The sequence below is a fragment of the Alloalcanivorax sp. genome (assembly GCF_964221125.1).
Classification (GTDB): Bacteria; Pseudomonadota; Gammaproteobacteria; order Pseudomonadales; family Alcanivoracaceae; genus Alloalcanivorax; species Alloalcanivorax venustensis.
This window is the reverse complement of record NZ_CAXPXK010000088.1, coordinates 1-13,733: the sequence shown is the minus strand read 5'-3', so window position 1 is coordinate 13,733 and position 13,733 is coordinate 1. Positions and strand designations below refer to the sequence as shown.

Sequence of the window (13,733 nt, the reverse complement as noted above, 5' to 3'; positions counted from 1 at the left end):
TCGTCGACGACGGGGTCTATGAGCCGGCGGTGATCGAGAGCAACGCCGGCGAACCGCTGTCGCTGCGCTTCGAACGCCGCGACGCCAGCCCCTGCGCCGAACAGGTGGTGTTCCACGGCCTCGACGTCAGCGAGTATTTACCGGTGGGGGAAACCACCACGGTAACGCTGACGCCGGAACAACCGGGCACCTACCGTTTTACCTGCCAGATGAATATGTACCAGGGCAAACTGATCGTTCACTGACACGAGGATAGCACCATGAAGCGTTTACTGACCGCCGCCGGCCTGCTGGTGGCCAGTTCCCTGGCCGTGGCCGAGGCCCCCGAAGCCGGCACCCTGGAGGTGTATAAATCACCGACCTGCGGCTGCTGCGAAAAATGGGCGGACCACATGCGCGACAACGGGTTCGACGTGGTCACCCACGACGTGCAGAACCTGCAGCCGATCAAGGAAAAAGCACAGCTGCGTCCGGGGCTCGGCTCCTGCCACACCGCCTTTATCGACGGCTACGCCATCGAGGGCCATGTGCCGGCGGAAGACGTGCGCCGCCTGCTGGAGCAGAAGCCCGATGCCCACGGGCTGACGGTGCCGGCCATGCCGGTGGGGTCGCCCGGGATGGAGATGGGCGACCGGCAGGACGATTATCAGGTGCTGCTGTATGGCGAGGACGGCGTTAAGGTGTTTGCCGAGCATCCTTGAGGGTTCGGGTCTGATGGTGGGCTCCGTAGCCCGGCGCCGGGAGCGGAGCCCTTGTGCGAGCGGGCCCCGCCCGCGAAAGGCAAGCGGAGCTTGCCGGCGGGATACCAGAGACCTGTCTTATTCCTCCTGATCCGTGGTGCGGCTGCGCAGGTATTCGACCAGCGCCGCGCGGCCCTGGGCGTCATCGCCCTGGTCCAGGTTCTCGGGGAAGTAGAAGGGATGCGGGGCCTGCGCGCCCCGGGCCGGGTCGAGCAGGCGGTCCAGGCCGTCCCGGGCGTCGCTGCCGCGCACCGAGCCGTCGTGCAGGAAGCGGGCCTTGCCGTCCAGGGCCAGCAGCAGCGGCTGGGCGAAGCCGCGCCGGCCGCCGCGCAGGGTGGCGTCGAGGGCGACCACGGAGTCGTCGTAGGCCGGCGCGGGGCCGCCACGGGCGTCCTGCACGTCGCTGAAGTCGCTCACCGTGGACCGTTCGAACAGCACCAGCAGCTCATCGTTGTAGGCCGGGTACAGGGTTTCGATGGGGACCACCTCGGCGGAGACCGGCTGGTTGGGGTCGGCGGTGTGGCAGGCCACGCAGCCGGCGCCGCCCTCTTCCCGGCGGGTGGTGAACAGGGCGCGGCCGGCGGCCACCTGGTCGGCGTCCAGATCGTCGGGGGCGGCCGGCGCCGGCAGTTGGTCGGTGTAGGCGCGCAGGTCGTCCAGTTTCCGCTGGGCGACGCGGCGGCCCACCGGGCCGGCCGGGGCGCCCACCGGCAGGTCGGTGCGCTCCACCTCGACGAACGGAATCACATCGGTGGCCGCCATGCCCTCCGGAATCACACCGGTGTCGCGCAGCACCGCTTCGTAGCGCCGGGCGATCTCGTCGCCCAGGCGGCCGGCGACCACGTTCAGAAAGGCACGCCCGGATTCGGTGAGCAGGCTGGTGGGTTCCATGGCGACGGTGTAATCCAGATTGTTGAAGTCGTCCACCTGCTCGAAGATGCCGGCGTGGCTGCCCGGCGCCGCCAGGTCGGTGCGGAAGAACGGCGGCGTGATGGAGGCGTTGCCGAGGCCGTCCGGGGTGCCGTCGAACGAGGTGCGCGGGTAGTAGCGCCGGGTCTCGCCGTCCTGCTGGTAGGTGCCGGTGAGGTACTCGCGGGCGGCGGCGGTGGCCTCCTCGAGGGTGCCGTCGGCGGGGATGCCGGCGAAGTCGCCGCGCCCGACGGTGACGCCGTCATAGGGTTCCGGCTCCGGCCCGGAGGGCAGCAGGCCGTCGAGCAGACCGCCCTGTTCGTCGTCGGCGCCAGCGTCCGGCTGGTCCAGGCGCAGCTGCAGCAACGGCAGGTAGGCGAGCGGGTTATTGGCGGTGGCGAACAGCGCGCCCACGTCCAGGTCGCGGGCGATGACGCCGTCCACCGGCTGGCCGGCGGACCCGGCGCCGGCCACGCCCGGGGCGAGCACGTCGCCCTCGGTGCTGGCGTGGCAGAGCGCGCAGCTCACCCCGAGCCGGTCGCCGGCGGCCAGGTTGAGGCCGCCGCCGGTGAAGCCGTCGCTGCTGCCCAAAGGCTTGCGTTCGCCGTCGGCGCGGAACGGCACCAGCCCGATCACGGCGCCCTGGTTGAGCCAGGCGTTGAGGCGGGTCGGCTCCGCCAGCACCGTATCGGCCGGGTCCGCGCCGGCCTCAATGCGGGCGGCGGCGTTGCGCAGCGCCTCGGCCTGTTGCGGTGCCAGCGCGGCGGTGTTGATGTTCAGCCCCATTTCCAGGGCCCGCAGCGGCGTCATGCCGCTGTCCTCAATGCCCTGGGGCAGACGCATGGCGCTGGTCCAGAAACCCTGGTTGCCGAACGTCTCGAAGCGGAATATCTCGCGGCCCCGGTCCACCGCGGTGGGGGCGGCGTCACGCTGTTGCGGCGCGTTGGCGGTGGTCTCGCCGCCGGAGCCGCTGTCACCGCCACAGGCGGTCAACGCGAGCAAGGTGCACAGCGCCATCGCGGCGCCGCGCCCGGTGTGCATGGAAATAACTGACATTGTTGTTCTCCCGATACCTTCTTTTTATGCACAGCAAAAAATCCGCGTGGGCGGATAAATAACCACAAAGGTAGGGAGAGTAATCAGAAAGGCCGGAGAGCGGCCACAGCGCCGGCGACAGGTTTGCAATAAAGGAAAAAACAACACCTAAGTTTACCTAGCGCGTATAAAAGGCATCATCACCAAACCCCGGGAACCGACGAGGACATCATGCTTGCTGTAACCGACTGGCTGCTTTTGATCGGCGTGTGCGCGCTGGGCGCCATGACCCCGGGGGCCAGCCTGGCGGTGGTGACCCGCCACACGCTGCGCGGCTCGGCCCGGGCCGGGGTGGGCGCCGGGCTGGCCCATGCCGCCGGCATCGGCGTGTACGCGGTCGCCACGGTGGCGGGGCTGGCGGTGGTGTTGCGTGGCTTCCCGCAGCTGGAAATCGCCATCCGGCTGGCGGGTTCGCTGTTCCTGTTGTGGCTGGCGCTGGGCAGCTGGCGCGCCGCGCGGGGGCCGGCGCCGGCGCCGGACGCCGGGGCTGGCGGCAACGCGGTGCGCGACGGCTTTCTGATCGCGTTTCTGAACCCCAAGGTGGCGCTGTTTTTTCTGGCGCTGTTCAGCCAGTTCGTGAGCGCCGACATGACCACGGCCGCCCGGGTGCAGGTGGCCGCCACGGCGGTGGTGATCGACGGTGGCTGGTACAGCCTGGTGGCGCTGTTGCTGGCGCGCGGGCCGGTGCTCGCGGCCCTGCGCCGGCACCACGACAAGGTGGAACGCGCCACCGCGATGGTGCTGGTGCTGGTCGCGGCGGCGGTCTGGCTTTAAGGCCGGCTCGCTGTTGTTCCGTTAAAAACGGAACAGCAGCCGCGCGAACCAGCTTTTCAGGTAGGCGGTTTCCGGAATCGCCGGGTGCACCGGGTGGTCCGGCCCCTGCCCTTCGAAGCCGATCACCTGCAGTGAACGGTCGATGTGCCGGGCGGAGGAACGCACCACGTCGAGCAGTTTGTCCGCCGGCAGGTGCATGGAGCAGGACGCGGAAATCAGATAGCCGCCCGGCTTCACCAGCCGCACCGCCAGTTCGTTGATGGCGTGGTAGCCGGCCAGGCCGTTCTTGAAATCCTTGCGCCGTTTGATGAAGGCGGGCGGATCCAGAATCACCAGGTCGAACTTCTCGCCGTCGGCGAGCAGTTGCTTCATGGCGGTGGTGGCGTCGCCTTCCAGGGTGCGCAGCTGCTCCGCCACGCCGTTCATTTCCGCGTTGCGGTGCATGTATTCCAGCGCCAGCGAGGAGCTGTCGATGCCGGTCACCTCGGCAGCGCCGGCCATGGCCGCCTGCACGCCCCAGCCGCCGCAGTAGGCGAACACATCCAGCACCCGGGCGCCTTTGGCCAGCGGCGCCATGCGCGCCCGGGCACTGCGGTGGTCGAAGAACCAGCCGGTCTTTTGCCCTTCGCGCAGCGGCGCCTGGAAACGGCCGCCGTTCTCGTGCAGTTCCACGCTTTCCGGCACCTCGCCCTTGAGGGCACGGGTGTAGAGCGGCAGGTCTTCCAGTTCGCGCACGCCGGCCTCGTTCTTGACCACGATATTGGCCGGCGACAGGACCGCGTCCAGGGCCGCCGCCGCGGTGTCCAGATGGGCCTCCATGCCGGCGGTGCCCGCCTGCATCACCAGGGTGTCCTGGTAGCGGTCCACCACCAGGCCGGGCAGGCCGTCCGCCTCGCCGTGCACCAGCCGGTAGCCGGCCTCCGGATAGAGCGTCTCGCGCAACGCCAGCGCCTGCTCGATGCGCTTCTTGAAGAAGCTGCGCGACGGTTCCTGTTTCACGTCACGGCTGTACAGGCGGGCGGCGATCAGTGAATTGGGGCTCATAAAGGCCCGACCGAGCGCCTTGCCACGGCTGTCTTCCACCACGCAGGCGGTGCCGGCGGGCAGGCTTTTGAGCGGGCTGTGGGCGGTGTCCACTTCGTTGGCGTAGATCCATTCATGGCCGGCCTTGAGGCGGCGTTCCTCGTTTTTCTTGAGGCGCAGGGTAGGAGTGTCGTCGGTCATGGGTGGCTCGCTCGCGCAAAAGCGGCAGTTTATCACGGCACCGGGCGCCGTGAGTGCAATGACCGCTGATGGCGCGCCTGACATACCCTTTGGTATGCGAGCGCCGCGCGGCTGAGCTACACTCGACCGGGTAACTCGGGTAAAGCCGCTTGCCCTTCCTGGCCGGGCGGCGAGAGATAATAACGAAGCGCTCAGCGCCCTTGAGGATCACCATGCGTTTTTTCCAGCAGCGTCCCCCCTTTGTCCTGATGGTCGCCACCGGTGCCATGTGCACCGTGGTGGTGCTGGTGTTCGCGCGCCTGTGCTACGGCCTGGTGCTGCCGGCCATGCGCGACGGCCTGGGGCTGAGCTATGCCCAGGCCGCCAACCTGAGCACCGCCACCGCGCTGGGCTATCTGCTGCTGGTGATGGTGGCGGGGGTGTTCGCCGCCCGTTTCGGCGGCAAGCAGTCGGTGCTGCTGGGGCTGGTGCTGGTGACGCTGGGCTTTATCGGTCTCAGCCAGGCCAGCGATTACCGGGTGCTGCTGGCATTGATGGTGATGCTCGGCATGGGCACCGCCTTCGGCTACACGCCGTTGATTTCCCTGCTCGCCAACACCTACCCGAAGCGGCGCGGCTCGGTGATCGGCTTCACCAACAGCGGCGTGGGCGCCGGCATGCTGCTGGCCGGCGCGCTGGTGCCGGCGCTCACCCAGGCGGACACCAGCGACGGCTGGCGCCATGTGTGGCTGAGCTTCGCCGCCGGCGGCGCCCTGGTGACCACCCTGGTGCTGCTGTTTCTGCGCAACCCTGAGCGGCCCATGGCCGCCAGCACCGACGCCGCCACCGGTGTCGGCGGCCCCGGCGAACCGATCTTCCGTAACCCCCATGTGGTCACCGTGGGGCTGGTGTACGGCGTGCTCGGGCTCACCTACATCGTGCAGGTCACCTTTATGTACAGCTTCGCGCTGGACGGCGGCCTGACGGCGCTGAGCGCCGGGCATCTGGTGTCGCTGATGGGGATTCTGTCGATCTTCGCCGGGCCGTTCTGGGGCTGGCTGGCGGACCGGCTGGGCTACTCCAACGGCCTGGTGCTGTCCATGTCGCTGTCGCTGCTGGCCACCGCCCTGCCGGTGATCTGGCCGCAGCCCTGGGCGTTCGCCGCCCACTTCGTGATTCTGGGGCTGTGCGTGGCGGGCCTGTTCACCTCCATTCTGGCGGCGTCCACGGAAACCGTGCCGCCCCATCAGGCGCCGGTGGCGGTGAGCTTCGTCACCCTGTTCTACGCCACCGGCCAGTTCCTGGGGCCGGCGCTGGCCGGCCTGGTGGTGGAGTGGAGCGAAGGCTTCCGGGTGGCCTTCGCCGGCAGCTGCCTGGTGATGGTGGGCGGCGTCTACCTGTGCTGGCGCACCCGCCGCCACCAGGGCTACCGGGCGGTGCCGGCCAGCGCCTGCGCCGCCGGCGAATAAGTCTCCGGTTCGCGGCCGCTTTCCCAGTCCAGCAGCCAGGCCTTGCGCCCCACGCCACCGGCATAACCGGTCAGTGAACCGTTGGCGCCCACCACCCGGTGGCAGGGCACCAGCAACGACCAGGGGTTTCGTCCCACCGCGGCGCCCACCGCGCGCACCGCCGCCGGGCGCCCGAGACGGGCCGCCAGGGTGCCGTAGGTCCAGGTCTCGCCGGCGGGGATACGGCGCAGCTCTGCCCACACCGCCCGTTGAAAGGCGGTGCCCCGCCGCGCCAGCGGCAGGTCGAAGCCGGCGCGCCCTTGATCCTGGAAATAACCGCGCAGCTGCTCCGCGGCGCGGGCCAGCAAGGGGTTGTCCGGACGGTGGGTCCAGCCGGCCGGATCCGGGTGGTATTTCTGGCCCTCGAACCAGACCCCCAGCAGAGCCCGCTCGTCGGCGGCTACCAGCATGGCCCCCAGGGGGCCGGGAATCGCTACATAGTCCGTCATCATCACTCTCCTTTCTCTTCGCCTTTCTCCAGGCTTTGCCAAAGGTGCATCACCGCGTAGGCCCGCCAGGGGCGCCACGCCTCCGCCCGTTCGCGGGCGCGCGCCGGGGAGGTCTCGCCGAGGGCCTTGAGCACGCCGTAGTCGGCGGCGGGGAAGGCGTCCGGCCAGCCGAGGGCGCGCATCGCCAGATACTGGGCGGTCCAGTCGCCGATGCCGGGTAGCGCGCGCAGGCGCGCCAGGGTGTCTTCCACCGCCGCCCCCGGCGCCAGCACCAGGTCGCCGTCGGCGCAGGCCCGGGCGAGCACCTGTATCGCCTTCACCCGGGTGCGGATAATGCCCAGTTCACCGAGGGTGTCGGCACTGCTCTCCGCCACCCGTTCAGCGTCCGGAAAGGTATGGGTGAGGCCGGCGAAGGGGGTCGCCAGCGGCTCGCCGAGCGCGGCGGCCACCCGGCCGGCCAGGGTGCAGGCGGCGCGCACCGTGATCTGCTGGCCGAGCACCGCGCGCACCGCCGCCTCGAAACCGTCGAACGCGCCGGGCACGCGCAGGCCCGGATGCGCCTCGGCGAGTTCGCCGAGCCGGGCGCTCACCTCCTGCGGCTGACAGCCGAGATCGAACAGCCGCTGCAGGCGCCCCAGCACCTCCGGCACCGCTCTTGCCAACGACGCGGACAGGGTCACCGCCAGCAGCGGCCGGCCCGGTACCGGCCGCACCGCCAGCCAGCCGCGCAGCACCTGACCCTGGCGCGACAACGCCACGGTGCGTCGGTAGACGCCGTCGTCCACCGCTTCGACGCCGGCGATGGCGCGCTGGCCGAGAAACGCCAGCAGGCGGGGCCAGTCCAGCGGCGGACGGTAGGCGAGCTGAAAATCCAGGCTGTCCTGGTGACGGCTGGTCGGCAGGCGCCGCAGTTGCGAGGGCTGCAGCCGGTAGCGCTGGCGGAACAGCGCATTGAAGCGGCGCACGCTGCCGAACCCGGCGGCCAGGGCCACCTCGGTGACCGGCAGGCCGGTGTCGGTGAGCAGCCGCTTGGCCAGCAGCAGGCGCTGGGTTTGGGCGTAGGCCACCGGCGAGACGCCGAACTCGTCACCGAAGGTGCGCCGCAGGTGGCGGTCGCTGACGCCCAGCTCCGCGGCCAGGGCGCCGAGGTGGTTGTCGGTGAGGCCGCCTTCGTCGATGCGCGCCGCCACCGCCCGCGCCAGCCGGCGGCGGGCGTCGACACTGGCGTGGCCGGGGGCCAGCTCCGGGCGGCAACGCAGACAGGGGCGGTAGCCACCCGCTTCGGCGGCGGCGGCGCTGGCGAAAAAGCGGCAATTGTCCCGCCGCGGTACGCGCGCCGGGCACACCGGCCGGCAATACACCCCGGTGGTCACCACGGCGACGAAGAACTGCCCGTCGAAACGGGCGTCGCGGGCGGTCAGCGCCTGATAACAGACATCGTCATTGATCCACATGGGGTCATCATAGACGGTGCGGAGGCACCCGACTCGCCGTTTTCGGACCCGACTGTGGGAGCTTGCCTGTGGGAGCGGGCCCTGCCCGCGAAAGGCCGGCTTTGCCGGCCGGCAGGATGCCAGAGACGCCTATTGTGCGGCTGTTAGACAGGACTCTGGAATCCTGCCGGGAGCTTCGCTCCCTTTCGCTTGCAAGCAAGCTCCCACAATCCCGGGCCGCTCTGTCAGGAGGGAGCCACCCCATAGCCTTTCAAGAAGACGCGCACCACCTCGCGGACGTGCGCCTTAGCCTCCTGCTTCGAAGGCGCTTCGCCGCAGCCGATCACCAGCTGCATGTGGCGGCAGCTCTGCAGCATGCCGAAGAACAGTTCCGCTGCGGCGGCGGGGTCGTCCAGGCGCACCAGGCCGCGTTCGCGGGCCCGGGTGAGCAGGCGCTCCATTTCGTTGAGGGTGCGCTGCGGTCCCGCCTCGAAAAACAGCCGGGCCATCTCGGTGTCCTGCCCGGCCAGACTCGCCATCAGTCGCTCCAGGGCGATGGCCTCTTCGCTGTTGATCAGAGTGACAAAGGCGTGACCGATGCGCTCCAGGACCACGGTCAGGTCGTCGCCGGCCTCCAGGGAAAAGATCGGGAAGGGCATCATCCCTTCGCACTTGGCTTCCACGGCGGCGGCGAACAGCGTCGCCTTGTCGGAAAAGTGGCTGTAGACGGTGAGCTTGGAGACACCGGCCTCGGTGGCCACCGCGTCCATGCTGGTGCCGGCGAACCCCTGGGCGATGAACAGCGCCTTGGCGGCGTCGAGAATCGCCTCGCGCTTGGCCGGGTCCTTGGGCCGTCCACGCAGAGCCGTCTGGGAGTCGTTATCAGGCATGCTTCTCCAAACCTTCGGCCAAACAAATAGTGGCCCCAAGAGATAGTGGACCAAAGAGTTCAATAAACTTACTATACCGGCGAGTATAGCATTGCCCGGGGGCGGTCGGCGCCCTTTTTACGTCATTCAACAACCATGCTCTGGGGGTTTCCGGCATGTCTCGTTATCCACTGCTCGCTCTACTGCCGTTGGCCTTGGTGATGGCCGCCTGTTCCCCGGCGGAGCCCGAAAGCGACACCAGCCCGCGTCCGGCCCTGGTGGTCCAGCCGGGTACCGGCGACGCCCTGCGCGATATTTACCCCGGAGAGGTGCGCGCCCGTTACGAGCCGGAGCTGGCGTTCCGCATCGGCGGCAAGATCAGCCGCCGCATGGTGACCGTGGGCGACCGTGTGGAAGCCGGCCAGCCGCTGGCGGAGCTGAACGCCGAGGACGTGCGGCTGGAACTGGACGCGGCCCGCGCCCGGCTGGCCTCGGCCCGCTCGGACCAGCGGCTGGCGCGCAGCGAGCTGGAGCGCTACCGCACCCTGCTCGAGCGGCAGGTGATCAGCCAGTCCCAGTTCGATTCCGTGGAGAGCCGCGCCGAGGCCAGCGACGCCCAGCTGGAGCAGGCCCGCGCGCAGCTCAAGGTGGCCAGCAACCAGGCCGATTACGCGGTGCTGGAAGCGCCGGAAACCGGCGTCATCGCGCAACGTCTGGCGGAGGCCGGTCAGGTGGTGGCGGCCGGCCAGGCGGTGTTCGTGCTGGCGGTGGACGGCGACCGGGAAGTGGTCATCGATCTGCCGGAGCAGGATGTGAAGCGGTTCCAGGTGGGCGACGAGGTGGCCATCGAATTGTGGTCGCGCCCCGGCGAACCCTTCCCGGGACGCATCCGCGAGCTGGCGCCGGCGGCGGACCCGAGCTCGCGAACCTTCGAGGCCCGTGTCGCCTTTGATAACGACACCGCGGACGCCGAGCTGGGCCAGAGCGCGCGGGTGCTGGTGGACCACGCCAACGGCGGCGCCGATGTGCTCACGGTGCCGCTGGCGGCGGTCACCGCCGACCAGGGCGAAAGTTTCGTGTGGGTGGTGAACCCGGATGACGCCACGCTGGTGAAAACCCCGGTGCGCACCGGCGCCTACCGGGAAGACCGGGTGCCGGTGCTGGAGGGCCTGTCGGCGGACGACTGGGTGGTGGCCGCCGGCACCCAGGTGCTGCGTGAAGGGCAGAAGGTGCGCCCGGTGGACCGACAGAACCGTCAGGTCAGCCTGGGTGACGGCCAGGAAGGTGGAGAGTAGCGATGCGCTTCAACCTTTCCGAATGGGCCCTGCGAAACCGTGCTCTGGTGCTCTATGCGATGATCCTGCTGGGCGCCCTGGGCGCCCTCTCCTATTCGCAGCTGGGCCAAAGCGAAGACCCGCCCTTTACCTTCAAGGTGATGGTGGTGAACACCGTCTGGCCCGGCGCCAGCGCCGAGGAGGTGAGCCGCCAGGTCACCGAGCGCATCGAGAAGAAGCTGATGGAGACCGGCGACTACGACCGCATCACCTCGTTCTCCCGGCCCGGCCAGTCGCAGGTGCTGTTCGTGGCCCGCGACGACATGCACTCCTCGGAAATCCCGGATCTCTGGTACCAGGTGCGCAAGAAGGTTGGCGACATCAAGCACACCCTGCCCCCGGACGCCCAGGGGCCGTTCTTCAATGACGAGTTCGGCACCACCTTCGGCAACATCTACGCGCTCACCGGGCCCGGTTTCGACTACGCGCTGATGAAGGACTACGCCGAGCGCCTGCAGCTCGCCCTTCAGCGCGTGGAGGACGCCGGCAAGGTGGAGCTGGTGGGCGTCCAGGACGAGAAAATCTGGGTGGAGCTGTCCAACACCAAGCTGGCGTCCCTGGGCATTCCCATGGGCGCGGTGCAGCAGGCACTGCAATCGCAGAACGCGGTGGCCCAGGCGGGCTTCTTCGAGACCCCCAGCGACCGGGTGCGCCTGCGGGTGTCCGGCCAGTTCCGGTCGGTGGAGGAGATCCGCCGTTTCCCCATCGACGTGAACGGCCGCACCCTGCGCCTGGGCGACATCGCCGAGGTGTTCCGCGGCTTCAGCGACCCGGCCGAACCGCGCATGCGCTTTCTGGGCGAAAACGCCATCGGCCTGGCGGTGTCGATGAAGGACGGCGGCGATATTCTCGCCCTGGGTGAAAACCTGGACGCCGAGTTCAAGCGCCTGCAGGACACGCTGCCGGCGGGCCTGACGCTGAGCAAGGTGTCCGACCAGCCGGCGGCGGTGGAGGCCGGCGTCGGCGAATTCGTGCAGGTGCTGATCGAAGCGCTGGTGATCGTGCTGCTGGTGAGCTTCTTCTCGCTGGGCGCGCGCACCGGCCTGGTGGTGGCGCTGTCGATTCCGCTGGTGCTGGCAATGACCTTCGCGCTGATGCACTACTTCGACATCGGCCTGCACAAGATCTCCCTGGGCGCGCTGGTGCTGGCGCTGGGCCTGATGGTGGACGACGCCATCATCGCCGTGGAGATGATGGCGATCAAAATGGAGCAAGGCTTCAGCCGCTTGAAGGCGGCCGGCTTCGCCTGGACCAGCACCGCCTTCCCGATGCTCACCGGCACGCTGATCACCGCCGCCGGCTTTCTGCCCATCGCCACCGCCGAGTCCGGCACCGGCGAATACACCCGTTCGATTTTCCAGGTGGTGACGCTGTCGTTGCTGGTGTCCTGGATCACCGCCGTGGTGTTCGTGCCCTACCTGGGCGACAAGCTGCTGCCGGAGCTGGCCCGCCGCGACGCCGACGGCAAGGTGCACGACCCCTATCAGAAACCCTTCTACCAGCGGTTCCGGCGGCTGGTGCTGTGGTGCGTGCGCTACCGCAAGACGGTGATCACCCTGACCCTGCTGATCTTCGTGGGCTCGCTGGCGCTGTTCCGGCTGGTGCCGCAGCAGTTCTTCCCGCCCTCGGCGCGGCTGGAGCTGATGGTGGATCTGAAGCTGCACGAGGGCGCCTCCCTGGAGGCCACCCAGGCGCAGGCGGAACGGCTGGAGAAACTGCTCGACGACAACCCGGACATCGACCACTACGTGGCCTATGTGGGCGCCGGCTCGCCGCGTTTCTATCTGCCGCTGGACCAGCAGTTGCCGGCGGCCAGCTTCGCCCAGTTCGTGGTGCTCACCGACAGCATCGAACAGCGCGAGGAAATCCGCGCCTGGTTGATCGACACCATGCGCGAACAGTTCCCCACCCTGCGCAGCCGGGTGTCGCGGCTGGAGAACGGCCCGCCGGTGGGCTACCCGATTCAGTTCCGCGTCTCCGGCGAGCACATTCCCAAGGTCCGTGAGCTGGCCCGCGACGTGGCCGCCGTGGTGCGGGACAACCCGGCGGTGACCAACGTGCATCTGGACTGGGAAGAGCCCAGCAAGGTGGTGCGCCTGAACGTGGACCAGGACCGCGCCCGCGCCCTGGGCGTGAATACCGCCGACCTGTCCCGGGCGCTGCAGAGCTCCCTGTCCGGCGTGGCGGTGAGCCAGTACCGCGAGGACAACGAGCTGATCGACGTGGAAGTGCGCGGCGACGCCCGCGAGCGCGAGGCCCTGGGGCAACTGGGCAACCTGGCGGTGCAGACCGAGACCGGCCGCAGCGTGCCGCTCAATCAGGTGGCGACCCTGGAGTACGGCTTTGAGGAGGGCATCATCTGGCACCGCAACCGGCTGCCCACGGTCACCGTGCGCGCCGACATCTACGGCGACGAGCAGCCGGCCACCCTGGTCGGTCAGTTGCAGCCCAAGCTGCAGGGCGTGCGCGAGGCGCTGCCGCCGGGCTATCTGCTGGAGGTGGGCGGCACGGTGGAGGAATCCGCCCGCGGCCAGAGCTCGGTGAACGCCGGCCTGCCGCTGTTCGTGCTGGTGGTGATTACTTTGCTGATGCTGCAGCTGCGCCGCTTCTCGCTGACCACCATGGTGTTCCTCACCGCGCCGCTGGGGCTGATCGGCGTGACCCTGTTCCTGCTGCTGTTCGGCGAGCCGTTCGGCTTCGTGGCGATGCTCGGCACCATCGCGCTTACCGGCATGATCATGCGCAACTCGGTGATCCTGGTGGATCAGATCGAGCAGGACATCAGCCAGGGCCGCAGCCAGTGGGACGCGATCATCGAGTCCACGGTGCGCCGTTTCCGGCCCATCGCGCTGACCGCGCTGACCGCGGTGCTGGCGATGATTCCGCTGTCACGCAGCGACTTCTTCGGCCCCATGGCGGTGGCGATCATGGGCGGGCTGATCGTGGCCACCGCTCTGACCCTGCTGTTCCTGCCGGCGCTGTACGCCGCCTGGTTCCGGGTCAAGGAGACCCACAACGACGAGCCGGTTACTCAGTGAACCGGACGCCGTCGAGCACCGTCTGCAGCGTTTCCAGGGCCTCGGTCTGGCGGTCCGCCGCCTGGCCCTGGCCGCCGCTACCGCGGGCGATCAGATCGATGGCGTAGCAGGACTCGGTGTAGGTGGCGCGGTAGCTGCGAATGGTGGTGTATTGGTCGCCATCAGTGCGCGTCACGTCGAAGCGGGTGAACGCCACATCGTCGATGGTCTGCGTCTGCTTGCTCTCCTGGTCGACGCCCTCGGGCAGGTCCTTGCAGTGGGTGAGCGCCTTGGTGTTGCGGCTGGCGCCGAGCTGAAAGCGCGCGTCCACCTCACCGGGTACTTTCAGAGTCAGCAGGCGCCGGCCCTCCCGGCCGTCGGCGAAGGCGTGCCATTGCGCCG

At 69.0% G+C, this 13,733-nt stretch carries 12 protein-coding genes; 6 read left to right on the top strand and 6 right to left on the bottom strand.

What is annotated here, in order from left to right; genetic code table 11:
• A partial coding sequence (locus ACEQZD_RS10750) for a cupredoxin domain-containing protein (protein ID WP_370185389.1) occupies positions 1 to 245 on the top strand: 245 nt, incomplete at its 5' end.
• Between the two features lie 15 nt (positions 246 to 260).
• On the top strand, positions 261 to 701 hold the full coding sequence (locus ACEQZD_RS10745; RefSeq protein WP_194855199.1) for a DUF411 domain-containing protein: 441 nt from the start codon (positions 261 to 263) through the stop codon (positions 699 to 701).
• A 117-nt stretch (positions 702 to 818) separates the two neighbouring features.
• Here the strand turns inward: ACEQZD_RS10745 and ACEQZD_RS10740 are convergent, their stop codons facing one another.
• Positions 819 to 2,705 (bottom strand): hypothetical protein, encoded by a 1,887-nt coding sequence (locus tag ACEQZD_RS10740; protein ID WP_370185387.1) that lies wholly within the window; start codon positions 2,703 to 2,705, stop codon positions 819 to 821.
• Between the two features lie 210 nt (positions 2,706 to 2,915).
• Between ACEQZD_RS10740 and ACEQZD_RS10735 the strand changes: the two genes are divergently transcribed.
• Positions 2,916 to 3,518 (top strand): LysE family translocator, encoded by a 603-nt coding sequence (locus ACEQZD_RS10735; protein WP_335629482.1) that lies wholly within the window; start codon positions 2,916 to 2,918, stop codon positions 3,516 to 3,518.
• Positions 3,519 to 3,539: 21 nt separating this feature from the next.
• On the opposite strand, the gene ACEQZD_RS10730 is transcribed toward ACEQZD_RS10735, so the two are convergent.
• The gene (locus ACEQZD_RS10730; protein WP_335629483.1) at positions 3,540 to 4,742 is read right to left on the bottom strand and encodes a class I SAM-dependent rRNA methyltransferase; all 1,203 of its coding nucleotides are present in this window, start codon (positions 4,740 to 4,742) and stop codon (positions 3,540 to 3,542) included.
• Positions 4,743 to 4,954: 212 nt separating this feature from the next.
• Between ACEQZD_RS10730 and ACEQZD_RS10725 the strand changes: the two genes are divergently transcribed.
• Entirely contained in the window at positions 4,955 to 6,190 is a 1,236-nt protein-coding gene (locus ACEQZD_RS10725) for an MFS transporter (protein ID WP_194855203.1), read from the top strand.
• Here the strand turns inward: ACEQZD_RS10725 and ACEQZD_RS10720 are convergent.
• The 3 genes from ACEQZD_RS10720 to ACEQZD_RS10710 all read right to left on the bottom strand — a co-directional run bounded on the left by ACEQZD_RS10720 (position 6,148) and on the right by ACEQZD_RS10710 (position 9,001).
• Positions 6,148 to 6,678 (bottom strand): methylated-DNA--[protein]-cysteine S-methyltransferase, encoded by a 531-nt coding sequence (locus tag ACEQZD_RS10720; RefSeq protein ID WP_335629485.1) that lies wholly within the window; start codon positions 6,676 to 6,678, stop codon positions 6,148 to 6,150. The two genes, ACEQZD_RS10725 and ACEQZD_RS10720, sit on opposite strands and share 43 nt — an antisense overlap.
• 2 nt (positions 6,679 to 6,680) lie before the next feature.
• The gene (gene alkA / locus ACEQZD_RS10715; RefSeq protein WP_370185384.1) at positions 6,681 to 8,132 is read right to left on the bottom strand and encodes a DNA-3-methyladenine glycosylase 2; all 1,452 of its coding nucleotides are present in this window, start codon (positions 8,130 to 8,132) and stop codon (positions 6,681 to 6,683) included.
• Between the two features lie 224 nt (positions 8,133 to 8,356).
• Positions 8,357 to 9,001 (bottom strand): TetR/AcrR family transcriptional regulator, encoded by a 645-nt coding sequence (locus ACEQZD_RS10710; protein ID WP_370185382.1) that lies wholly within the window; start codon positions 8,999 to 9,001, stop codon positions 8,357 to 8,359.
• Between the two features lie 155 nt (positions 9,002 to 9,156).
• Here ACEQZD_RS10710 and ACEQZD_RS10705 point away from each other — a divergent pair, with 155 nt between their 5' ends.
• Both ACEQZD_RS10705 and ACEQZD_RS10700 read left to right on the top strand, forming a co-directional pair.
• The gene (locus ACEQZD_RS10705) at positions 9,157 to 10,275 is read left to right on the top strand and encodes an efflux RND transporter periplasmic adaptor subunit (RefSeq protein ID WP_335629488.1); all 1,119 of its coding nucleotides are present in this window, start codon (positions 9,157 to 9,159) and stop codon (positions 10,273 to 10,275) included.
• A gap of 2 nt (positions 10,276 to 10,277) precedes the next feature.
• On the top strand, positions 10,278 to 13,352 hold the full coding sequence (locus tag ACEQZD_RS10700; protein WP_142949181.1) for an efflux RND transporter permease subunit: 3,075 nt from the start codon (positions 10,278 to 10,280) through the stop codon (positions 13,350 to 13,352).
• On the opposite strand, the gene ACEQZD_RS10695 is transcribed toward ACEQZD_RS10700, so the two are convergent.
• Positions 13,342 to 13,733: hypothetical protein (locus ACEQZD_RS10695; RefSeq protein WP_370185379.1), on the bottom strand; the 392-nt coding region annotated here is incomplete at its 5' end. The two genes, ACEQZD_RS10700 and ACEQZD_RS10695, sit on opposite strands and share 11 nt — an antisense overlap.